The organism is Devosia sp. FJ2-5-3, assembly GCF_029201545.1.
Taxonomy (GTDB): domain Bacteria; phylum Pseudomonadota; class Alphaproteobacteria; order Rhizobiales; family Devosiaceae; genus Devosia.
Map to the genome: position 1 here is coordinate 3,260,307 of NZ_CP104007.1, position 20,720 is coordinate 3,281,026.

A 20,720-nucleotide genomic window follows, 5' to 3' on the forward strand; every position below is an offset into this window, starting at 1 on the left:
TGTTCACCAATGCAGACGCTTTTGCTCGCTGCCACCGTGATTTGCCGCCACACTGTCGTCATGCGCAATCTCACCGCCCCCAATCGCCGCCTTTTTGTCGCTGGTCTCGCCGGGCTGGCTGCCAGCCTGCCCATTGCCGCGCAGGCACAGACCGGGCTCGTCGGCGATGGCACGACGGACCAGACATCGGCGCTTCAGGCGGCCATCGACAGCGCCAATGGGCGCCTCACCCTGCCTGCAGGTCGGTTCCGGGTGTCGAGCCTGCGCCTGCCCAGCAATATTCTCATCGAGGGTGTTCCGGGCGCGACCTGGCTGGTCACTTCAGGCGGCATGGCCGCCTCGGCCTCGGCGCAGTCCGGCATCGTGCTGCGCGATATCGGCTTTACCGGCGACAGCGGCGACGCGCCCCTTCTCGGTTTTGAAGAGTGCACCGGCATCACCGTCGAGCGCTGCGGTTTTCGCGACAGCCCGGCCATCGCGCTGGGCCTCCGCACCTCCAGCGCCACTATCCGCGATTGCGATTTTTCCGGCCATGGCGATGCCGCCATCCACTCGGTCGATAGTCTCGGCGTCATCGTCACCGGCAACACAATCGAGAAATGTGGCAATGCGGGCGTTCGCATCTGGCGCTCCGAAAACGGGCCGGATGGGTCCATCGTCTCCCACAACCGTATCCGCACCATCGACTGGCGCGGCGGCGGCAATGGCCAGAACGGCAATGGCATCAATGTCTATCTCGCCGATCAGGTGATCGTTGCCGACAACCACATCAGCGATTGCGCCTTCACTGCGGTGCGTCTCAACACCACCCACAATTGCCAGGTCACCGGCAATCTCTGTTTCAATTCGCGGGAAGTGGCGATCTTTTCCGAGTTCGGTTTTTCCGGCTCCATCGTCTCGGACAATGTCATCGACGGCGCCGCCACCGGCATCGCCATCACCAATCTCGACACCGGCGGCCAGATCGCCATTTGCGCCGGCAATATCGTGCGCAACATTTTTCCGCGCTCCGAAGTCAATCCGGACACCCGGCCGATCGGCATTCTCGTCGAGGCTGAAGTGGCGCTCACCGGCAATCTCGTCGCCAACAGCCCCGGCGCCGGCATCATCGCCGGCTGGGGTCCCTATCTCCGCAATGTCGCGGTTTCGGGCAATATCGTCACCGAGAGCACCATCGGCATCGGCGTCAGCGTCGTCGACGGCGTCGGCGCCGTCACCCTCTCGGGCAACCTCGTCTCCGGCGCCACCGAAGGCGACATCGTCGGCATGCGCTGGACCGAAATCGCGGAGCGCGATCTCCTGGGGAATGCCGGCAAGTACGGGCATGTGCGGGTCATGTAAAAACCCCCTCCCTACCCTCCCCTCAAGGGGGAGGGTTTCTGCCGGTGTTTTGGCACCATCTCGCACCCTCCTCGCCGACAGAGACGCCTACACCCCTAATTCTCCGCTCCTTCGTCACCCTCCCCCTTGAGGGGAGGGCTAGCGCAGCTTGGGAGGGGGTAACTGAGGCCTCACACCACAGCGCGCAGTTCCCCGATCACGGCCTTGCGGACACTCTTCACCTCCTGCCGCGCAAACCTCTCCAGCACCGCCTTCTGCCCAGCATCCGGATCGGCATATTTCAACAGCACGCCCGCGATCATCGCCTGGCTGGCCGCGATATGCCCGTCATCGCATTTGAGCGCATAGCCCCAGCCCTTGTCGCGAATGGCGCCGCATTGCACGCCGTCGGCGCCGACCTTCTGCATGACGCGCCCGCCAAAGGCCTCCATCACGACACTATCGAAGTGGCCGGTCCCGGCCACGAGATGGGGATGGCTCGTCGCCGCATCGAACAGCGCCGTCGCCGCGGCCGCATGCCCGGCATCCAGTCCCTTGCCCGAGCTCATGCGTGCAAAACCCAGCGCCCAGGCCCGCAGCGGCGCCGCCCAGGTGGGGATCGAACACCCATCCGTACCGCAACGATCTTCCGTCAGGCTCTCGCCGATCACCGCCTCGACCGAAGCGCGCACCGCCCGCTGCACATCATGCTCGCGGCTCACATAATCCATCGTCGGCACGCCCATGGCCAGCGCCACGCTCAGCATGCCGGCGTGTTTGCCCGAGCAATTATTGTGCAAGGCACTCGGCCCCTGCCCAGACACCCGCACCGCCTCGCGCGCCGCGCCATTGGTCGGCATATGCGCGCCGCATTCGAGATCGGCCACCGAAAGCCCCATCCGATCGAGGAATTGGCTCACCCCGGCCACATGCGCATCCTCGCCATGGTGCGAGGCGCAGGCCAGTGCCAGTTCTTCGCTGGTCTGGTGGAATTTCTCGATGGCGTGGCGGTCGAACATGGCCAGCGCCTGCATGGATTTGATCGCCGAACGCGGAAACACCGGCCGCTCGATGTCGCCCGCCGAGGCGATGATCTGCCCATCCGCATCCATCACTACGAAGGCGCCGCGATGGCGGTTCTCCACCCAATTGCCGCGAACGACCTCAGCGAGAACGGGATTGGCATCCATGAAAAAAACTCCGGTCCAGAACTGTTCTTGTGGAACAGCGCGGGACCGGAAAAGTCAACTGCATGGGAGGAGGCAATTTGGCCGATCAGAAGTCCCAGTCGGCCACTGGGGTGAGATAGCGGGAGTTGACCCATCCCCGCACATCGTTGCGATCCACAAGGCACCAGTCTGCGCCGGCCCTGACTGCAATGCAGCGCTCGACCCAGACATGCGCGCCGGGCTTGAAGGCGCCGACCTTCTGCGAATAGCTGGCCGGCCATTTGCGCACATTGAGCTGGTCCCAGCGGGCCAGATTGGACACCTTGGCCATCCCATCCACCGCATAGCCGGCGGCCGTGGCAGGCTGGGTGGCAAAGGCCGCGGCGGCGGTGATGACAATCCCGCAAAGCCCGGCGATCAGCAGCTTTTCCTGTGTCTTGTTCATGGCGCCCCCCTTGGAGATCTGCTTGGTGTTGGACACGAACCTAGCCGGCTGGCTTGAACCCTTGCTGATCCCGACGTTCAGCTAGCGTTCATCTCGACACCGCCGCAAAAACGACCCCAGCGAATTGGCAGGGCGGCTGAACCGTCATAGTCTGGGTTCTGGAGACGCAGGCAAATCCGCCAGCGATTTGAGGAGGTTCGACGATGGGCAAGATCCTGGTGACCGGCGGCAGCGGCAAGCTGGGACGGGCGGTCCTGCGCGACCTCGTCGCTCATGGCAATGATGTGCTCAATCTCGACCAGGCGCCGCCACCCGAGCCGATCTGCCCGAGCGTGAAGATCGACCTCACCAATTTCGGCGAAGTCGCCGCCGCCATCATGGGCGGGATCGACGAGCGCGGCGGGCCCTTCGACGCCGTCGTCCATCTGGCCGCCATTCCCGCGCCGGGCCTTGCCGCCAATGCCCGCACCTTCACCAATAATGTCACGGCCAGCTACAATATCTTCGAGGCCTGCCGCCTCGCCGGCATCAAGAATATCGTCTTTGCCTCGAGCGAGACCGTGCTCGGCCTGCCCTTCGACACGCCCCCGCCCTATGCGCCGGTTGATGAGGAATATTATCCGCGCCCGGAAAGCGCCTATTCACTGGGCAAGCTGGTCGACGAAACCATCGCCGCCCAATTCTGCCGCTGGGACCCGGAGCTGCGCATGGTCGGCCTGCGCTTTTCCAACGTCATGTATCCCGAGGACTACGCCGCCTTCCCCAAATTCGACACCGATCCGACGGCGCGAAAATGGAACCTCTGGGGCTATATCGACGCGCGCGACGGAGCCCAGGCGGTGCGCCGCGCCATCCTCGCCGACTTCAAGGGCTTTGAGGCCTTCATCATCGCCAATGCCGACTCGGTCATGAGCCGCTCGAGCGCCTCGCTCCTCGCCGAAGTCTTTCCCGGCGTCGAGCAGAAGGGCAATATCTCCACCAATTCCACCCTGCTCTCCATCGAAAAAGCCAAGCGCATGCTGGGCTATTCGCCCCAATATAGCTGGCGCCACCAATAGGCCCGGCTAATCTGTCGCAGTCGATTTGCCCGATGGTCTTATTGCCATTGGGGGGCCGGGTCACACACTCTGTCCCCCTGCCCATTTTCTCGGGCACCTAGGACCAGACCATGCCGCCCCTTTTGCTGACAGAGCACCCCTATCGCCAGGCCATCATGGACGAGGTCCATGCGCGCCCCATCGATATCATCGCCGGCCCAGGCCGCCTGCGGCGACTGGTCTTCGTCATGCCATCCGTGTCGGGCGCCATGATGCGCGTCTTCGACGCCTTTGCCGCATTCTGCGCCGAGGCCGGCCACCCCGCGCCCAGCGCCACGACGCGCCAGCACAGTTTCAACACCGCGGCGCACCACGTCACCTGGGAATTCCATACAGAATTCGTCACCATCACCTGGCGCAGCGACCTTGAGGATTGGGAAAACTGGCCCGAGGATATCGGCCTGTCCGCCATCGCCGATGGTCTGCTGATCGGCGCCATGCGCATCGACGTGACCAATCAGGACATGATTCCGGACGCACTCATTCCCGGTTTTGACCTGGCAAGCCTCTGCCTGCCAGACATCGAAAGCGGCAATGCCCAGGTCGCCACCGACTTCGTCGCCGATGAGGACAGCTTTATCCGCTTCGAGCTGGCCGCCGGCCGGCTGACCCAGCTGCGCCGCTCGATCGTCGTGCGCCGCCTGATGGAAGTCGAAACCTATCGCACCATGGCCCTGCTCGGCCTGCCGCTCGCCCGCGAAGCGGGACCGGAGTTGCGCAGTATCGAGCTTGAGCTGACCACACAGATCGAAAGCCTTTCGGACGCAGGGACGCCGGAAAACATCCAGGCGGCGCTCGATGCGCTCCATGCGCTGTCGGTGCGGTCGGGCCAGCTCTCGGAACGGCTCGGCTATCGTTTCGCCGCCGGCCAGGCCTATGGCGACGTGCTGCGCCGCCGCCTCGCCAATCTGCGCGAAAACTCGACCCCGCGCGGCTCGACCCTCACCCATTATATCGGCAATCGTGTCGATCCGGGGCTGGCCACCTGCGCGGCCATGGAAAAGCGCCTGCAGGTCGTGTCGGAAAAGATCGAGCGCGCCGTCGGCATGCTCAATGTCCGCATCGGGGTCGACATGCAGGTGCAAAACGCCAAGCTGCTCGACAATATCGCCCGCACCGCCCGCAGCCAGTTCCTGCTCCAGCGCACGGTGGAGGGTCTTTCGACCATTGCCATCAGCTACTACCTGCTCGGCATCATCAGCTACGCTTTGGCCGGCCCGCTCGCCCAGCTGCACTGGGACAAGACCATGACCCTATCCCTGGCCGCGCCCTTCGTGCTGGTCTTCGTCTGGGCCATGGTCCGCTACATCCGCAACTCCCACGACAAGCACTGACACCGCGGCCCGTTACCCCCACGATGTCATTCCCGCGAAAGCGGGAACCTCTGTTAAACGGAGGTCCCCCCTTTCGCGGGGATGACCCGGTTTTGTCCCTCCCCCTTTCAGGAGGAGGTTAGGAGGGGGGGTACTTCTTTCTCCCCTCATTTCATCCAGAACATCGGCACCAGATCGACCGACAGCGGCTCGTTCTTCTCGTTCGTCGCCATCACATCGGCCATATGCGCCCACCAGCGCTTCATCACCTCGGTCTGCGGCAGCGCGTCCATAGTGTGGTCCACCCGCCGCCACAAAACGCCAAAGAGGATATTCGTCTCCTCATCGAGATGGATCGAATAATCCCTCACCCCCGCCTCGTGGAGCAGATCCACCAGCTCGGGGAAAATCTCGTCATGGCGCTTTTTATATTCCGCCGCCATGCCGGGATTGAGCTTCATCTTGAAGGCGTGTTTTTCGTAGTTTTGGTCGACGATCATGCTGTCCGCTGCTTCCACATCTTGAAAAGGATCGGCAGCGCAATGACCACGATCAGAAGCGCCCCGATGAAAATCGACATCACAATCCCCGGCACGTTGAGCAGCCCCAGCCCAAAGGTCACGAGCCCCATGATCAAGGCGGCCAGCACCACGCCGATGACGGAGCCGGCACCACCGAGGATCGACACCCCGCCCAGCACCACCATGGTGATCACTTCAAGCTCGAACCCCTGCGCAATCGAGGGCCGCGTCGAGCCCAACCGCGCCGTCAGCAGCACGGCGGCGATCCCGCTCATGAGCCCAGTGAGGCAAAACAGCACGAATTTGATCCGGTCCACCCGCACGCCGGAAAACTGCGCCGCCGTCGCATTATTGCCGATGGCAAACACCCGGCGCCCGAAATTGGTGTGGTGCAGCAGCACATAAAAGATCACCGCCGCGACGAGAAACAGCACCAGCTCGAACGAGATCACCCACCAGACATAGCCCTGCCCGAACCAGGAAAAGCTCGCGGGATAGCCTTTGAAACTCTGGTCCCCCAGAATGATGTAGGCGATCCCGCGAAATAGGCTCATCGTGCCAATGGTGACGACGATGGATGGCAGTTTCAGCCCCGTCACCAGAAACCCGTTGAACGCCCCGCAGGCGATCCCGACCGCCACGCCCACCGCCACCAGCATGGGCGTATCCGCCCCAAACTGCAGCGCCAGCCCCATCAGCGTCGAGGCTAGCGCAATGATCGAGGCGACCGAAAGATCAATCTCCCCGGTGATGATCACCAGCGCCATCGCCAGCGCAATGATCGCCTTCTCGGTGAAATTGAACGTCAGATCCGAAAGGCTCCAGGCGTTGAGGAAATAGGGCGAGGCAAAGGAATTGGCGACAAAGATCGCCACCGCCACCAGCACCAACAAACTCTCCCAACTCATCACCGCCGCCCGCACCGGATTATCCAGCCGATCCGGCAGATGACGGGTGTGCGTGGTGTCAGTCATGCGAAAGCCCTCCCAAATCACTCATGACATTTGGGCGTGCCGTCACCCCCTCCAAACCTCCCCCTTCAATGGGGAGGTGCCAGGCCTGTGCGTACCCTCCCATCGTGCCGCACACGCGGAGAGACACCTCCCCCCTTGAGGGGGAGGATGGGTGGGGGGTAAAACTGGAAAAGATCCCCATCACGCCTCCGCCCTCTTCAAAATCACCCGGCCCTTCCGGGTCTCCCCCCGCGCATTGAGCACCACGGCAATCAGGATCGCCGCCCCGGAGATCGCCATCTGCCAGAACGGCGACACCCCGATCACCGGCAGCGCATTGTTCACCACACCGAGGAACAGCGCTCCAAGCAGCGCCCCGGCCACCGTGCCGATACCACCCGCGATCGACACCCCGCCAATGACGCAGGCGGCGATGATGGTCAGCTCATAGCCGCTCGCCACTTCCACCGAGGCGATCACATAGCGCGAAATCCAGAGATAACCGCAGAGTCCCGAAATGGCCCCGGACAGCACAAAGGCCCAGAATTTCGTCCGCCCCACATTGATACCGGTATAGACCGAAGCCGTCGGATTGACGCCGATGGCGTAGAATGCCCGGCCCTGCGGCGTGCGGGTCATCAGCACATAAACCAGCACCGCGACCACGATGGCAAACCAGCTCAAGATCGGCAGGCCGAGGAAGGCCCCGCGCTGGAGCTGGATGAAATCCGGGCTCATCTGCGCCGCGTTGACCCAGGCGCCGCCCGAAATGACGAACACCAGTCCGCGATAAATGGTGAGGGTGCCCAGCGTCACCACGATGGGCGGAATATCGAGTTTCCAGACCAGCACGCCATTAAATGCGCCCAGCCCCGCGCCAATGGCGACACTGGCCGCGATCAGCAGCGGGATCGGGATCATCGGAAAGGCCGCATTGGCCATCGCCACGATCATGCCGGTCAGCGCCAGATTGGACGCCATGGAAAGATCAATCGAGCGGGTCAGGATGACCGCCATCTGCCCCAGCGCCAGCATCATCAGAATGGATGTGTCGTTGAAAATGGTCAGCAGATTGCCCGGCTGGGCAAAGCGCGGAAAGCGGATGGTCACAAGCACCAGCACGGCCAGAATGGCCAGCGCCAGCCAGAGTTCGCGGGTTTTGAGAAGCCGGTTCATGCCGCGTCCTCCACAATGCCCGCGGCCAGCCGCACCAGATTTTCCGGCGCGAGCCCATCATTGACCAATGTGTCCACCACCAGCCCGTCGCGCATCACCACGATCCGGTCGCTCATGCCCAGAATTTCGGGCAGCTCGGACGAGACCATGATGACGCTGAGCCCCTGCGCCACCAGCTCGCCCATGAATTCATGCACCGCCGCCTTCGAGCCGATATCAATGCCCTTGGTCGGCTCGTCGAGGATGATCACCTTGGGCAGCGTCGCCAGCCACTTTGCAATGACGACCTTCTGCTGGTTGCCGCCTGACAGCGTCGACACGTTCTGGCTCAGCGATGAGGCGCGCAAATCAAGCCGCTCGGTATAGGTGCGCGCCAGCTTGAACTCCTCGGCCATGCGCAAAAAGCCGCTGCGGCCGGTCTTTTCGAGGCTGGGCAGCGACACATTCTTGAAGATCGGCTCGCCGGTGATCACCCCCTGCTTGCCGCGTTCCTCGGGCACATAGACGATCCCGGCCTCCACCGCGTCCGCCGGGGATTTGGGCGCAATGGCCCTGCCCTCGAGCGTCATGGTTCCGGCCGAAACCGGCGTCATGCCGAAGACGGCCTGCATCACCTCCGAGCGCCCCGCGCCCACCAGCCCGTAAAACCCCAAAATCTCGCCCTTGCGCACAGCAAAGGAGATAGTGTCGAACTCGGTCGGATGGCTCAGCCCCTCGACCGCCAGCACCGGCTCCCCGATCGCGGTCTCGCGCTTGGGGAAAATCTGGTCGACCGAGCGGCCCACCATCATGCGCACGATCTCGCCCTGGGGCGTGTCGGCGATCATCCCCTTGCCCACCATCTCGCCATCGCGGAACACGGTGTAGCGGTCGGCGATGCGATAGATTTCGTCGAATTTGTGCGAGATGAAGAGGATCGCCTTGCCGTCCTCTTTGAGCAGGTCGACGAGCACATAGAGCTCCTCGATTTCCTTCTGGCTGAGCGCCGCGGTCGGCTCATCCATGATGACCACCTGCGCATCAACGCTCAGCGCCCGCGCCACCGCCACGAGGTGTTTCTTGGCAATGCCCAGCTCCTTGAGCGGCATATCCGCATCAATCCCGGCCGCCATGGAATCGAGCGTCAGCTGCGCCTCAGCCCGCATCGTCTTCCAGTCAATGAGCCCAAACCGGGTCTTTGGCGCATGGCCGAGATAGATGTTTTCCGCGACCGTCAGATCATCGAACAGCACGGTTTCCTGATGGATGGCGGTAATTCCCGCCGCTGCGGCCGAATGCGCCGTCGGCAGGCTGACCACCTGTCCCCGCACCCGGATTTCCCCCGCGTCCGGCTGGTAAATGCCGGTCATCACCTTCACCAGCGTCGATTTGCCCGCTCCATTCTCCCCGATCAGCGCGGTCACCTGGCCGGGATAAAGCTCCAGCGCCACCTCATGCAGCGCCCGCACGCCGGGAAAGCTCTTCGATATGCCGGAAAGGGTGAGGATGGGTTCGGTCATGGGATGGTGGTCTCATTCTAGCCGAGAGGCGTCAGTCGACACCCTCCCCCTTGCGGGGAGGGATCAAGGGTGGGGGTGCGCAAGCCCCGACATCGTGGCTCTCGCACCCCCTCCCAACCTCCCCCTGAGAAGGGGGAGGTGCTGTCTGGTGGGAGACCTATATCTCGCCCCCGGCCCCGATGCGTCCCTCCCCCTTCTCAGGGGGAGGTTAGGTGGGGGTTCAATAGATCTTGGAGAACTCTTCGATATTGGACTTGTCGAACTGGAACGGCGCAGCCATGGCGGCGGCATTAGTGTCGTCCAGCGTCACTTCGCCCACCTTGCCGATGGAGAAGGTTGCGCCCGGGGCCGCTTCCTGGCCATCGACCAGCGCCTTGGCCAGATAGATCGCCGAATAGCCCAGATCGATCGGGTTCCACAGCGCCACCGCCTGGCTCGCGCCATTGTCGATGAACTGCTTGAACTCAGACGGCAGGGCGAGGCCTGTGACATTGACCTTGCCGATGAGGTTCTGGTCGGTCACCACCTGTGCGGCGGCCACAACACCCACCGTGGTCGGGGCAATGATCGCCTTCAAATCCGGATAAGCCGCAATCAGGCCACGAGCCTCTTCGGTCGATTTCACGCTGTCATCGTCGCCATAAACGGTGGCGACGAGATTGATATTGGGGAATTTTTCGGGAATGACGGCCTTGGCGGCTTCGATCCAGGCATTCTGGTTGGTCGCGGTCGATGCGGCCGAGAGAATGGCAACGTCCCCGCCATCGGGCAGATAGTCTGCCGCCAGCTTGATGATGGTTTCCCCGATCAGGTCGATATCGGAGGGGTTGAGGTGGATCTGGCGACCGGCTTCAGCCACGCCACTATCAAACGAGATCACCTTGATGCCGCGGTCCATGGCGCGCTGCAGCGCCGGCACCAGCGCGTCGGGGTCATTGGCCGAGATGGCAATGGCGTCGACCTGCTGGGCGATCAGCGAATTGACCACTTCGATCTGGGCCTCGGCGGTGGCCGTGGTCGGGCCGGTATAGATCACTTCGATATCGCCGATTTCGGCGGCCGCTTCTTGCGCGCCCTTGTTGGCGGCGTCAAAGAAGCCATTGCCCAGCGATTTGACGACCAGCGCGATACGCGTCTGCGCCATGGCGGGCGTCGCCAGCAACACGGCAGCCGTCGCGGTTGCAGCAAGCAGTTTCCAGATTTTCATTCTCGTTCCTCCCAAGAAAAAATCAGATCCAGGATAATCGGATCACTCTGTCGCCTCGGCCAGGCTTTCCTCCGCCTCGGCCGGTGCAGTCGCGTCCGCCACGATGAGCCGCACCCCTGCTGTCTCCAGCATCTGGCGGTCCTCGTCGCGGATACCGCTGTCGGTGATGACAGCGGAGATTCGGTCGAGCCCACACAGGATGAGGCTCGAGCGTCCCGAAAATTTGGTAGAATCGGCCAGAACGATCACTTCGTCGGCCTGCCCGATCAGCGCCAGCTCGGACTGGACGACCATCGGGTCGGCCTCCATGAGGCCATGCGGCCCGATGCCCTGGCAACCGATGAACATGCGTCTGGCATAAAAATGGCTCGCCACCACGCCGCCAAAGGGCGAGAGAATGACGTTCTGCTCGCGATAGATGGTCCCACCGGGGATCACCACGGAGCAGCGCGAATTGTGGATCAGGAATTCGGCGATGGCGAAGGAATTGGTGAAGACGCTGACCCGCTTGCCGGTCAGGAAATGCACCATCTGATAGGTGGTGGTGCCGCCATTGATGATGATCGGCTCGCCATCCCGGCACATCTCGGCCGCCGCGCGTGCTATTGCGCGCTTCTGCTTGATATTGAGCGTTTCATTGACTGAAAACGGCCGCCCCATCAACTCGCCCTGGGCTGGGGGATTGATCGCCTCGGCGCCGCCGCGCACCCGCCGCAGCTTGCCCTGCACATCGAGCGCGCCAATATCGCGCCGAATGGTTGCTTCGGACGAGCCAGTAATCTCGCACAATTCGGCGACGGTAATGACCGGCCGAGACTGTGCAGCAGCGATAATGACCCGATGCCGTTCTGTTTCGTGCAAGCTAAAACTCCCTGACACTATTTGCTTCCATCAATCCCGAGCGGAGTCAATCGACTTTCCACCATTTTCCGTCATCGCCGCTCAACGATGACGAAAAATGATCGTTTGTGATTGACACTGTGTACCGTTCTCTGGTTCTTTCGAGCCCATCTCGCCGCAGTTTCTGGGAGGAATTTCCATGTCCACCGCGCCCAAGCGCCTTGCCAATCTCTGGGATGATGCCAAGGCCGCATCCATGACCGAGCCGGAGCGTCTCGTCTATCGCTCGAACCTGCTCGGTTCGGACAAGCGGGTGACAAATTACGGCGGCGGCAACACGTCCTCAAAAATCTGGCAGAAGGATCCGCTGACCGGCCAGGACGTCGAGGTTCTCTGGGTCAAGGGTTCTGGCGGCGACAATGCCTCGATCAAGCTCGATGGCTTTGCCACGCTCTATATGGACAAGCTGCGGGCCCTGAAGGGCCTTTATCGCGGCGTCGAATTCGAAGACGAGATGGTAGGCTACCTGCCCCACGCCACTTTCAATCTCAATCCGCGCGCCTCCTCCATCGACACCCCGCTCCACGCCTATGTGAACCGGCCCTATGTCGATCACATGCATCCGGACGCGATCATCGCCATTGCCGCCTCGACCAATTCACGCGAGCTGACGCGCCAGATTTTTGGCGACACCATTGGCTGGCTGCCGTGGAAAAAGCCCGGCTTCGAGCTCGGCCTGTGGCTCGAAAAATTCGCCCTCGAGAACCCCAATGCCAAGGGCGCCATCCTCGAAAGCCACGGCCTCTTCACCTGGGGCGACACCCCCAAGGAATGCTACGAAACCACCATTGCCATCATCAATCAGGCCATCGAGTGGTTTGAGGCCGAGACCGAAGGCAAGACCATTTTCGGTGGCGAGGCTGTCTCCGCGCTCGACGCTGACGCCCGCCGCGCCGTCGCAGCCCGCCTTATGCCAAAGATCCGCGGCTTCATCTCCGAAGACAGTTTTAAACTCGGCCATTTCGACGACAGCGCTGCCGTCCTCGAATTCGTCAATTCCAACAATCTCCGTCCGCTGGCGGCGCTGGGCACCTCCTGCCCCGACCACTTCCTTCGCACCAAGATCCGTCCGCTGGTCATCGAATTCGATCCCGCCAATCCGGACGTTGATGCCGTCATCGCCGGCCTCGACCAGCAGGTGGCCGATTATCGCGCCGACTACGCGGCCTATTACGACCGCTGCAAGCACGACAATTCCCCCGCCATCCGCGATCCCAATGCCGTGGTCTATCTGATCCCCGGCGTCGGCATGATCACCTTTGCCAAGGACAAGGCCACCGCCCGCATTTCCGGCGAATTCTACGTCAACGCCATCAATGTGATGCGCGGCGCCTCGACGGTTTCCGAATATCAGGGCCTGCCTGAACAGGAAGCCTTCGACATCGAATATTGGCTGCTTGAGGAAGCCAAGCTCGCCCGCATGCCCAAGCCAAAGTCCCTCGCTGGCAAGATCGCCCTCGTCACCGGCGGCGCTGGCGGTATCGGCAAGGCCACGGCTGCGCGTCTCCTGCGCGAAGGGGCCTGCGTTGTCCTCGCCGATATCGACGACACAGCCCTCGCCGCCGCCACGGAGGAGCTTGGCTCCGTCTTTGGCGCCGACTTCGTCCGGCCCGTAAAAATCAACGTCACCGAGGAAGAAACCGTCATTTCCGGCTTCGCCCATGCGGTGGTGGAATATGGCGGGCTCGACATTCTGGTCTCCAATGCCGGCATCGCCTCGTCCGCACCGATCGAGGAGACCTCGCTCGCGCTGTGGAACAAGAATATGGACATTCTGTCCACGGGCTATTTCCTCGTGTCGCGAGAGGCCTTCCGCCTTTTCCGCCATCAGAGAACAGGCGGCAATGTCGTCTTCGTCGCCTCCAAGAACGGGCTGGCCGCTTCGCCCAATGCCTCGGCCTATTGCACCGCCAAGGCCGCCGAGATCCATCTCGCCCGGTGCCTCGCGCTCGAAGGCGCTGAAGCCCAGATCCGCGTCAATGTCGTCAATCCGGACGCCGTGCTGCGCGGCTCAAAAATCTGGGCCGGCGAATGGCTTGAGCAGCGCGCCTCGACCTACAAGACCGACAAGGACGGCCTTGAGGAAATGTACCGCCAGCGCTCCATGCTGAAGCGCTCCGTTTTCCCCGAGGACATCGCCGAAGCCATCTATTTCTTCGCATCCGAGGCGTCGGCAAAATCCACCGGCAATATCCTCAACGTCGACGCCGGCAACGCCCAGTCGTTCCCGCGGTAATCAGTATTGGAAGGAAGTTCCCCCTCCCTGCCCTCCCCTCAAGGGGGAGGGTGAAGCCGGTGCATTGGGCGTGATCTCGCCCATCCACCGCAGCCACCTCCCCCCTTGAGGGGGAGGCCAGGAGGGGGGACTTTGAATGGCACTGACCATCAGTCAGCCTCCCTCCCCCCTGCGGGGAGGGTCGGGGTGGGGGGTGAGAGCCACAATTTTCGGGGGAGGACCCACAACAATGACCGAACACATCATCGACCTATCCACCGTCGACGCCGAAAATGCGACCCGCGAAGCCGATCTCCGCCGCGACTACGAAACGCTTGGCGAACGCCTCGACCGTCGCGGCATCGCCATCGACGCCATCAAGGCGAAAGTGGCAAAATTCTCCGTCGCCGTTCCCTCTTGGGGCGTCGGCACGGGCGGCACCCGCTTTGCCCGTTTCCCGGGCCCCGGTGAGCCGCGCGATATCTTCGACAAGATCGAAGATTGCGCCGTCATCGCCCAACTGACCCAGGCCACGCGCACGATTTCGCTCCACATTCCGTGGGACAAGGCCGATCCGAACCGCCTCAAGCAGGCCGCAAGCCGCTTCAATCTCGGCTTCGACGCGATGAACTCGAACACCTTCTCGGACGCCAAGGGGCAGTTGCTGAGCTACAAGTTCGGCTCGCTCTCGGCCTATGACAAGGCGACCCGCAACCAGGCCATCGAGCACAATCTCGAATGTATCGAGATCGGCAAGACCATCGGTTCGAAGGCCCTGACCATCTGGATCGGCGACGGCTCCAACTTCCCAGGCCAGGTCAATTTCGCCGACCAGTTCGCCAATTATCTCGACTCGGCGAAAACCATCTACGCCGCCCTGCCCGATGACTGGCACGTCTATACCGAACACAAGATGTACGAGCCGGCCTTCTATTCGACGGTCGTGCAGGATTGGGGCACCAATTACATGATCGCCAAGGAGCTCGGCGACAAGGCACTCTGCCTCGTCGACCTCGGCCACCACGCGCCCAACGTCAATATCGAGATGATCGTCTCGCGCCTCGCCCAATTCGGCAAGCTCGGCGGCTTCCACTTCAACGACAGCAAATATGGCGACGACGATCTCGACGCCGGCTCGATCGATCCCTACCGCCTGTTCCTCGTCTTCAACGAGCTGGTGGACATCGAGAGCCGCAATTCCGATTTCCATCCGGCCCACATGCTCGACCAGAGCCACAATGTCACCGACCCGATCGAGTCGCTGATGCTGTCGGCCTCCGACGTCCAGCGCTCCTATGCGCAAGCCCTGCTGGTCGATCGCGTTTCGCTTCTGGCCGCGCAAAATGCTAACGATGCGCTAGCAGCAACGCAGGAATTGCGAAAAGCTTTCCGCACCGATGTCGAGCCGATCCTGGCCATGGCTCGCCTCGAGGCGGGCGGCGCCATCGACCCGCTCGCCACCTACCGAGCCTCGGGCTACCGCGCCAAAGTCGCCGATATCCGCCCCGCCGTCGAAGGCGGCTCGGGCGGCATCGTCTGATCGACCCGCACAAGAGTTTCCAACGCTCCTCCCAAGTTGCGAAGGATGGAAAAGCCCGGCGAGAAATCGTCGGGCTTTTTTTTCATGGTCCCACGACCCTATCCCCAAAAACAGAGATTTCGCTTTTGAAACATGGACTTCCGAGAGGCCGCAGCGCTCCCCTTCGCGCCCAAACCTGTCAGGACGCCGCGCCCTCTCGCATGAAGGCAGTCGCACTCAGCATCCAGTCGCGGAACATCTTTATCTTTGGCACGTTGCGCCGGCTCTCGGCATAGACGAGATAATAACCGCGCCCGGCGGAGGCCAGGAGCGGAAAGGGCTGGATCAACCGACCTGACGCAATCTCGTCGCGGAACAAAGCCGGCGTGAGCATGGTGACACCCCGCCCCGCAGAAGCCGCCGTCGCCAGGAGACTCTGCCAGCCCAACGAGCTCATCGCTCGCCCCTGGGTCGAAAACCCGGGCACATTCGCAGCCTCGAACCACATGGTCCACCACTCGTCGTCCGGATCGAGCATCGGCAGTTTGAGGAGGTCCGCCGGCTCCTTCACGCCGCCAATACTGTCGGCGAGAGCGGGGCTGAGGAGCGGCGTAAAGTCGGCCTTGACGAGGAGATGCGAGAGGATGCCCTTGGCCTTTGGGTCAGCGAGCGTGCGGATGCCGATGTCGAACTCTTCGTTGAGGAGGTCGATCATATTGCTGGTGCTGTCCAGCCGCACCGCGATCTCGGGATGGTCGATCTGGAACAGCCCCAAATTCTGCGCCAGCCATTGACTCGCAAAGGTCGGCACCGTGGTGATTGTCAACAGCCCATCCACCTCTCCTCTGGTCGTGGCAAAGGCCTCGCGCATGATGTCGAACGCCTTGTTCACTTGCAGCGCCAGGGACTGACCCACGTCGCTCAGCACGATCTGCCGCGGTTTCCTGATGAAAAGGGCTGCGCCGACGCGCTCTTCGAGAAGCTTGATCTGGTAGCTGACGGCCGCCTGGGTCTGGCCAAGTTCGGCCGCCGCCCTGGTGAAGCTCAGGTGCCGGGAAACGGCCTCGAAGGCGCGGATCGCGGTGAGTGGTGGCAGGGACATGGATAAACTCACCTTATGCGTGGCGTTGATCGTTTAGTTGGACCGCAACCGCATTAGCGCGCATTTTCTCCTCATCGTCAAACATTGCGAGGACGTCGACATAAGGTCGGCGTATATGCAAATGGTCGCTATACCCAGTATCCTGGCCTTCCTTCTCCCCCTTCCTGCCGCGCGCACCTCTGGTCCGGCACAGGGAAGCGAGGCCGCAAAGCGACGTCGTGAAATCAGGCGGCTGGCCCTGTCCGCCCATATATTGAGCGATATCGGCATGGCGGATTACGAAAGTCCGGCCGACGACCCCCGCTGGGCCAAGCGCTTCGATCTCGAACGCTGACCGGGATGGCTTGAGGTTTTTGGCGGTCGGGATAAAACACTGGCATGTCAAAGACCACGCCCGCCACGCTGGCCCTCAGCAAGGCCAATATCGCCTTCACTCTGGCGCAGTATGATTACGATCCGACCGCAGAGCGTGTCGGCCTGCAAGCCGCTCAATCCATGGGAGTTTCACCCGACCAGGTGTTCAAGACCCTCATGGCCGAGCTCGATGGCAAGCCGATCTGCGCCATCGTTCCCTCCGACGAGGAGGTGAACATGAAAAAGCTGGCGGCGGCGCTGGGCGGCAAGTCGGCCCATATGATGAAGCCCGCCGACGCCGAGCGCCTGACGGGCTATAAGGTGGGCGGGATCAGCCCCTTGGGCCAGCGCAAGCCAGTGCCGACGGCACTCGACGAACTGGCGAGCCTCCACGACGAAATCTTCATCAATGGCGGACAGCGCGGCCTTCAGATCCGCATCCGACCCGATGATCTGGTCACAGCACTCGGATGCACCCTGGCCGATCTCGTCCGATAACCGGACCCCAGAAACGACAAAAGGCGCCCAGGTGGACGCCTTCATCGAACATTTCGTCGGCTTGCCTAGATATTAGGCAGTGTAGGTGCCGCGTGCGATCGAACGGATGTCGCTGCGAGTGATGCCGAGGTCATTGAGCTGACGGCTGTCGAGCGAGTTGAGTTCACGCAGCGTGCGCTGGTAGCGAGCGAAATCGGCGATTTTCTTTGCGATGTTCATTTTAGTTCCCCTTCGTTTGATGACCCCTATGTAGACCAGGGTTGTAGTGATTAGTAGCTAGCCTTCCTGCACATCCGTTATGCACTGAGTGCAACCGAAAGAGGCACCGGGTTCATAATCGGTTCATGCTCGGGCCCCCGACTGAATAAAAAAGGGCCGGGCAAGCTGCCCGACCCCTGAAATTTCAACAGGGAATGCCAGCGTCAGCTGATGGCGCGGGTCGGCTCCCTGCCCTCTTCACGGGCAACCCGGCGGTCCTCGCGCAGTTCAAACCACATCGCGTTGAGAATGCCGAAGGCACAGGCCAGGCTCACGCCCAGGATCCAAGCGAAATACCACATTGCCTTCTCCTTAATATGCGTTGGGGTTCTTGCTGAGGCTGTCGGTCGATACCGTCCCGCGCATCACCCGGAACACCCAGGCGGTGTAGAGCAGGATGATGGGCAGGAAGATGGCCGTCGCCACCAGCATGATGAACAGCGTCAGATGGCTCGAGGAGGCATCCCAGAGCGTCAGCCCGGCTTCCGGCATGGTCGAGGACGGCAGGAAGAACGGGAAGATCGACAGGCCCGCCGTGGCGACGATGCCAAAGATGGCTGCGCCAGCCGCAAGATAGGCGGTCCACTTCCAGTCCGCACGCAGACCGAGCACGGCGACGATCAGGCCGGCGAGAGCGATCACCGGTGCAGCGATCATCCAGGGATAGGTGCCATAATTGGCAAGCCAGCCGCCCTGGACCAGTTCCACCGTCTTGGACAGCGGATTGATCGGCGCATTCGGGTCGATCACGCTGGTCACCACGTAGCCGTTCATCGTGGCCACCCAGAGCCCACCGAGGGCGAAGAGCACGATGGTGGCAAGCCCGGTCCAGGTGCCATAGCGGCGAGCCCGCTCGGCCATGGCGCCTTCGGTACGACCCACGATAAGGGTCGCGCCGAGCGTTGCGATCATGCCGACGCTGACGAGACCCGCCAGAAGGGCAAACGGCATCAACAGCTGGAAGAAATTGCCGGTGTAGAAAATGCGCATGGTGCTGTCGAAGTGGAAGGGTGCGCCGAGCAGCACATTGCCCACGGCGACGCCCATGATCAGCGAGGGCACGAAGCCACCGACGAACAGGCCCCAGTCCCAGGTCTGGCGCCAGCGCTTGTCATCGATCTTGCCGCGGAACTTGAAGCCAACAGGCCGCAGGATCAGCGCCAGGAGGATGACCATCATGGCGAGGTAGAAGCCGGAAAAGCTGACCGCGTAGAGGGGCGGGAAAGCCGCGAAGATGGCGCCGCCGCCCAGGATCAGCCAGACCTGATTACCTTCCCAGGTCGGGCCGACGAGATTGAGCAGCACGCGCCGCTCTTCGTCGGTGCGGGCAACGAAGGGCAAGAGTGTGCCCACGCCCAGGTCGCGGCCGCCCATGATGGCGAAGCCGATCAGCAGGACGCCGAGCAGAAGCCACCAGATCAACCGCAGCGTTTCATAGTCGAGTGGAATGGTGCTCACGATCCGAGCTCCTCGGTAGCTGGCGTTGCAGGAAGGGCGGCCATGACGAAGTCCTCGTCGTCGTCCCTGTGGGCAAGGACTGTGTCCTTGGGTCCGGCTTTGATCACCCGCACCATCAGGATCACCATGATGACGAAGAGGATGGTGTAAAGCAGGACGAAGAAGCTCAGCGACAGGATCAGGTCGAGAACCGACAGGCTCGATGCTGCAAGGAAGGTGGGCAATACCCCTTCCACCACCCATGGCTGTCGTCCGAATTCGGCGATGAACCAGCCGGCCTCAATGGCAATCCAGGGCGTAGGCAACAGGAAGAAGGTGAACCACAGCAATGGCTTGTTGGTGTCGATCCAGCCACGCGAGGCGCGATAGAACCACAGGGCGAAGAAGGCGATATAAAAGAAGCCCAGGCCCATCATGATTCGGAAGGTCCAGAACAGCGGCCACACACCCGGGACGGTGTCGAGTGCCGCCTGGGCGATTTCCTCGTCCGTGGCGTTCTGCACGTCCTCGCGATAGCGCTTCAGCAATAGTCCGTAGCCGAGGTCCTGCCAGGTTTCGTCGAACACGGCGCGCGCTTCGGCATTGGTGCCATCGGCGCGGATCTGCTCGAGTGCCGCATGGGCGACCATGCCGGTGCGGATGCGATCTTGCGCCCGTTCGACAAGTTCGTTGATACCCGGAAGTTCCTGATCGAAAGAGCGCGTGGTGATGAGCCCACCGACCCACGGAACCGAGATATGGAAGCCTGGCTCGCCATTCGCGTCCGGAAAGGCGATGATCGTCCACGGCGCAGGGGCCGCTTCGGTGTGATACATGGCCTCGAGGGCCGCGATCTTCATCTTCTGGTGTTCGGTCGCGACATAGCCGCTTTCGTCACCCAGCACGACAACCGACAGTGCCGAAGCCAGACCAAAGCTGGCCGCGACCACGGCAGAGCGCTTGGCGAGTTCAACGTGCTTGCCCTTGGCCAGGAAGAATGCCGAAATGGCGAGGATGAACACGGCGCCGCAAAGATAGCCAGCGCTTACCGTGTGCACGAATTTGGCCTGCGCCACGGGGTTGAAGATCACCGCCACGAAGTCGGTGATTTCCATGCGCATCGTGTCTGGATTGAACTTTGCGCCGACCGGGTTCTGCATCCAGCCATTGGCGACAAGGATCCAGAGCGCGGAGAAATTCGCGCCCAGGGCCGTCAGCCAGGTCACGACAAGGTGGCCGACCTTGCTCAGCCTGTCCCAGCCGAAGAAGAACAGGCCGATGAAAGTCGCCTCGAGGAAGAAGGCCATCAGGCCTTCGATGGCCAGGGGCGCACCAAAGATGTCGCCGACATAGTGGCTGTAATAGCTCCAGTTCATGCCGAACTGGAATTCCATGACAATGCCGGTGGCAACGCCCATGGCGAAGTTGATGCCGAACAGCGTACCCCAAAACAGGGTCGCCTTGCGCCAGATCTGGCGCCCGGTCATGACATAGACGCTTTCCATGATCGCCATCATGAAACTGAGGCCAAGCGTCAATGGCACGAAGATGAAGTGATACATCGCGGTGGCGGCAAATTGCCATCGCGATAGTTCGACGACAGTCATGTCGATCATGGTGCTCTTTGGCCCCTATGCTTACCGACGGCCCCTGGCCGCCCCTTCCTCGCCTATGCACCCTTGGGCCGATTCTGGCCTTGATCCAGATCAAGGACCCTTGCGTTCACGCCGCATAAGG

20 protein-coding genes are annotated in these 20,720 nt (G+C 62.0%); 7 read left to right on the forward strand and 13 right to left on the reverse strand.

Features of this window, described 5'->3' with window-relative positions; translation table 11 throughout:
- The first annotated feature begins 9 nt into the window (after positions 1-9).
- Entirely contained in the window at positions 10-1,341 is a 1,332-nt protein-coding gene (locus N0P34_RS15670; RefSeq protein WP_275604157.1) for a TIGR03808 family TAT-translocated repetitive protein, read from the forward strand.
- A gap of 170 nt (positions 1,342-1,511) precedes the next feature.
- Here the strand turns inward: N0P34_RS15670 and N0P34_RS15675 are convergent, their stop codons facing one another.
- Together N0P34_RS15675 and N0P34_RS15680 are read right to left on the reverse strand one after the other, a co-directional pair.
- Complete coding sequence (locus N0P34_RS15675) at positions 1,512-2,510, reverse strand: asparaginase (RefSeq protein ID WP_275604158.1); 999 nt, start codon at positions 2,508-2,510, stop codon at positions 1,512-1,514.
- Between the two features lie 85 nt (positions 2,511-2,595).
- Positions 2,596-2,934, reverse strand: coding sequence for an SH3 domain-containing protein (locus N0P34_RS15680; protein WP_275604159.1), 339 nt, complete (start codon positions 2,932-2,934; stop codon positions 2,596-2,598).
- A gap of 203 nt (positions 2,935-3,137) precedes the next feature.
- On the opposite strand from N0P34_RS15680, the gene N0P34_RS15685 reads away from it, so the two are divergent.
- Both N0P34_RS15685 and N0P34_RS15690 read left to right on the forward strand, forming a co-directional pair.
- On the forward strand, positions 3,138-3,992 hold the full coding sequence (locus N0P34_RS15685; RefSeq protein WP_275604160.1) for an NAD(P)-dependent oxidoreductase: 855 nt from the start codon (positions 3,138-3,140) through the stop codon (positions 3,990-3,992).
- 110 nt (positions 3,993-4,102) lie between these two features.
- Complete coding sequence (locus N0P34_RS15690; RefSeq protein WP_275604161.1) at positions 4,103-5,365, forward strand: DUF3422 domain-containing protein; 1,263 nt, start codon at positions 4,103-4,105, stop codon at positions 5,363-5,365.
- A gap of 146 nt (positions 5,366-5,511) precedes the next feature.
- Here the strand turns inward: N0P34_RS15690 and rhaM are convergent, their stop codons facing one another.
- The 6 genes from rhaM to N0P34_RS15720 all read right to left on the reverse strand — a co-directional run bounded on the left by rhaM (position 5,512) and on the right by N0P34_RS15720 (position 11,561).
- Positions 5,512-5,844, reverse strand: a complete 333-nt coding sequence (gene rhaM, locus N0P34_RS15695) for an L-rhamnose mutarotase (RefSeq protein ID WP_275604162.1) — start codon at positions 5,842-5,844, stop codon at positions 5,512-5,514.
- On the reverse strand, positions 5,841-6,839 hold the full coding sequence (locus N0P34_RS15700) for an ABC transporter permease (RefSeq protein WP_275604163.1): 999 nt from the start codon (positions 6,837-6,839) through the stop codon (positions 5,841-5,843). The genes rhaM and N0P34_RS15700 overlap by 4 nt, the downstream gene beginning before the upstream one ends.
- A 180-nt stretch (positions 6,840-7,019) precedes the next feature.
- Positions 7,020-7,994 (reverse strand): ABC transporter permease, encoded by a 975-nt coding sequence (locus tag N0P34_RS15705; protein WP_275604164.1) that lies wholly within the window; start codon positions 7,992-7,994, stop codon positions 7,020-7,022.
- Positions 7,991-9,493: a sugar ABC transporter ATP-binding protein gene (locus tag N0P34_RS15710; RefSeq protein ID WP_275604165.1), complete on the reverse strand. Its 1,503-nt coding sequence runs from the start codon at positions 9,491-9,493 to the stop codon at positions 7,991-7,993. Before N0P34_RS15710 ends, N0P34_RS15705 begins: the two co-directional genes overlap by 4 nt.
- A 220-nt stretch (positions 9,494-9,713) precedes the next feature.
- Positions 9,714-10,700: a rhamnose ABC transporter substrate-binding protein gene (gene rhaS / locus N0P34_RS15715; protein ID WP_275604166.1), complete on the reverse strand. Its 987-nt coding sequence runs from the start codon at positions 10,698-10,700 to the stop codon at positions 9,714-9,716.
- A gap of 42 nt (positions 10,701-10,742) precedes the next feature.
- Positions 10,743-11,561, reverse strand: a complete 819-nt coding sequence (locus tag N0P34_RS15720; RefSeq protein ID WP_275604167.1) for a DeoR/GlpR family DNA-binding transcription regulator — start codon at positions 11,559-11,561, stop codon at positions 10,743-10,745.
- A gap of 178 nt (positions 11,562-11,739) precedes the next feature.
- On the opposite strand from N0P34_RS15720, the gene N0P34_RS15725 reads away from it, so the two are divergent.
- Together N0P34_RS15725 and rhaI are read left to right on the forward strand one after the other, a co-directional pair.
- On the forward strand, positions 11,740-13,836 hold the full coding sequence (locus N0P34_RS15725; RefSeq protein WP_275604168.1) for a bifunctional rhamnulose-1-phosphate aldolase/short-chain dehydrogenase: 2,097 nt from the start codon (positions 11,740-11,742) through the stop codon (positions 13,834-13,836).
- A gap of 229 nt (positions 13,837-14,065) precedes the next feature.
- On the forward strand, positions 14,066-15,355 hold the full coding sequence (rhaI, locus tag N0P34_RS15730) for an L-rhamnose catabolism isomerase (protein ID WP_275604169.1): 1,290 nt from the start codon (positions 14,066-14,068) through the stop codon (positions 15,353-15,355).
- 178 nt (positions 15,356-15,533) lie between these two features.
- On the opposite strand, the gene N0P34_RS15735 is transcribed toward rhaI, so the two are convergent.
- Complete coding sequence (locus N0P34_RS15735; RefSeq protein WP_275604170.1) at positions 15,534-16,436, reverse strand: LysR substrate-binding domain-containing protein; 903 nt, start codon at positions 16,434-16,436, stop codon at positions 15,534-15,536.
- A 37-nt stretch (positions 16,437-16,473) separates the two neighbouring features.
- On the opposite strand from N0P34_RS15735, the gene N0P34_RS15740 reads away from it, so the two are divergent.
- Both N0P34_RS15740 and ybaK read left to right on the forward strand, forming a co-directional pair.
- Positions 16,474-16,770 carry a hypothetical protein gene (locus tag N0P34_RS15740; RefSeq protein ID WP_275604171.1) on the forward strand — a complete coding sequence of 99 codons (297 nt, stop codon included), beginning with the start codon at positions 16,474-16,476 and terminating at the stop codon, positions 16,768-16,770.
- A 44-nt stretch (positions 16,771-16,814) separates the two neighbouring features.
- Positions 16,815-17,288, forward strand: a complete 474-nt coding sequence (gene ybaK / locus N0P34_RS15745) for a Cys-tRNA(Pro) deacylase (protein WP_275604172.1) — start codon at positions 16,815-16,817, stop codon at positions 17,286-17,288.
- 72 nt (positions 17,289-17,360) lie between these two features.
- Here the strand turns inward: ybaK and N0P34_RS15750 are convergent, their stop codons facing one another.
- The 4 genes from N0P34_RS15750 to N0P34_RS15765 all read right to left on the reverse strand — a co-directional run bounded on the left by N0P34_RS15750 (position 17,361) and on the right by N0P34_RS15765 (position 20,596).
- Positions 17,361-17,507 (reverse strand): DUF1127 domain-containing protein, encoded by a 147-nt coding sequence (locus tag N0P34_RS15750; protein WP_275604173.1) that lies wholly within the window; start codon positions 17,505-17,507, stop codon positions 17,361-17,363.
- 203 nt (positions 17,508-17,710) lie between these two features.
- Positions 17,711-17,848 carry a cytochrome bd-I oxidase subunit CydX gene (cydX, locus tag N0P34_RS15755; protein WP_275604174.1) on the reverse strand — a complete coding sequence of 46 codons (138 nt, stop codon included), beginning with the start codon at positions 17,846-17,848 and terminating at the stop codon, positions 17,711-17,713.
- A gap of 10 nt (positions 17,849-17,858) precedes the next feature.
- Positions 17,859-19,004, reverse strand: coding sequence for a cytochrome d ubiquinol oxidase subunit II (gene cydB, locus N0P34_RS15760; protein ID WP_275604175.1), 1,146 nt, complete (start codon positions 19,002-19,004; stop codon positions 17,859-17,861).
- Complete coding sequence (locus N0P34_RS15765; protein ID WP_275607002.1) at positions 19,001-20,596, reverse strand: cytochrome ubiquinol oxidase subunit I; 1,596 nt, start codon at positions 20,594-20,596, stop codon at positions 19,001-19,003. The genes cydB and N0P34_RS15765 overlap by 4 nt, the downstream gene beginning before the upstream one ends.
- Positions 20,597-20,720: the final 124 nt, after the last annotated feature.

Bases quoted from the DNA above. Each gene is read 5' to 3' on its own strand.
- cydX (WP_275604174.1), bottom strand. From the start codon at position 17,848: ATGTGGTATTTCGCTTGGATCCTGGGCGTGAGCCTGGCCTGTGCCTTC.
- ybaK (WP_275604172.1), top strand. From the start codon at position 16,815: ATGTCAAAGACCACGCCCGCCACGCTGGCCCTCAGCAAGGCCAATATC.
- N0P34_RS15710 (WP_275604165.1), bottom strand. From the start codon at position 9,493: ATGACCGAACCCATCCTCACCCTTTCCGGCATATCGAAGAGCTTTCCC.
- N0P34_RS15700 (WP_275604163.1), bottom strand. From the start codon at position 6,839: ATGACTGACACCACGCACACCCGTCATCTGCCGGATCGGCTGGATAAT.
- N0P34_RS15670 (WP_275604157.1), top strand. From the start codon at position 10: ATGCAGACGCTTTTGCTCGCTGCCACCGTGATTTGCCGCCACACTGTC.
- N0P34_RS15750 (WP_275604173.1), bottom strand. From the start codon at position 17,507: ATGAACATCGCAAAGAAAATCGCCGATTTCGCTCGCTACCAGCGCACG.
- N0P34_RS15735 (WP_275604170.1), bottom strand. From the start codon at position 16,436: ATGTCCCTGCCACCACTCACCGCGATCCGCGCCTTCGAGGCCGTTTCC.
- rhaI (WP_275604169.1), top strand. From the start codon at position 14,066: ATGACCGAACACATCATCGACCTATCCACCGTCGACGCCGAAAATGCG.
- N0P34_RS15685 (WP_275604160.1), top strand. From the start codon at position 3,138: ATGGGCAAGATCCTGGTGACCGGCGGCAGCGGCAAGCTGGGACGGGCG.
- N0P34_RS15680 (WP_275604159.1), bottom strand. From the start codon at position 2,934: ATGAACAAGACACAGGAAAAGCTGCTGATCGCCGGGCTTTGCGGGATT.
- rhaS (WP_275604166.1), bottom strand. From the start codon at position 10,700: ATGAAAATCTGGAAACTGCTTGCTGCAACCGCGACGGCTGCCGTGTTG.
- N0P34_RS15725 (WP_275604168.1), top strand. From the start codon at position 11,740: ATGTCCACCGCGCCCAAGCGCCTTGCCAATCTCTGGGATGATGCCAAG.
- N0P34_RS15690 (WP_275604161.1), top strand. From the start codon at position 4,103: ATGCCGCCCCTTTTGCTGACAGAGCACCCCTATCGCCAGGCCATCATG.
- rhaM (WP_275604162.1), bottom strand. From the start codon at position 5,844: ATGATCGTCGACCAAAACTACGAAAAACACGCCTTCAAGATGAAGCTC.
- N0P34_RS15675 (WP_275604158.1), bottom strand. From the start codon at position 2,510: ATGGATGCCAATCCCGTTCTCGCTGAGGTCGTTCGCGGCAATTGGGTG.
- N0P34_RS15705 (WP_275604164.1), bottom strand. From the start codon at position 7,994: ATGAACCGGCTTCTCAAAACCCGCGAACTCTGGCTGGCGCTGGCCATT.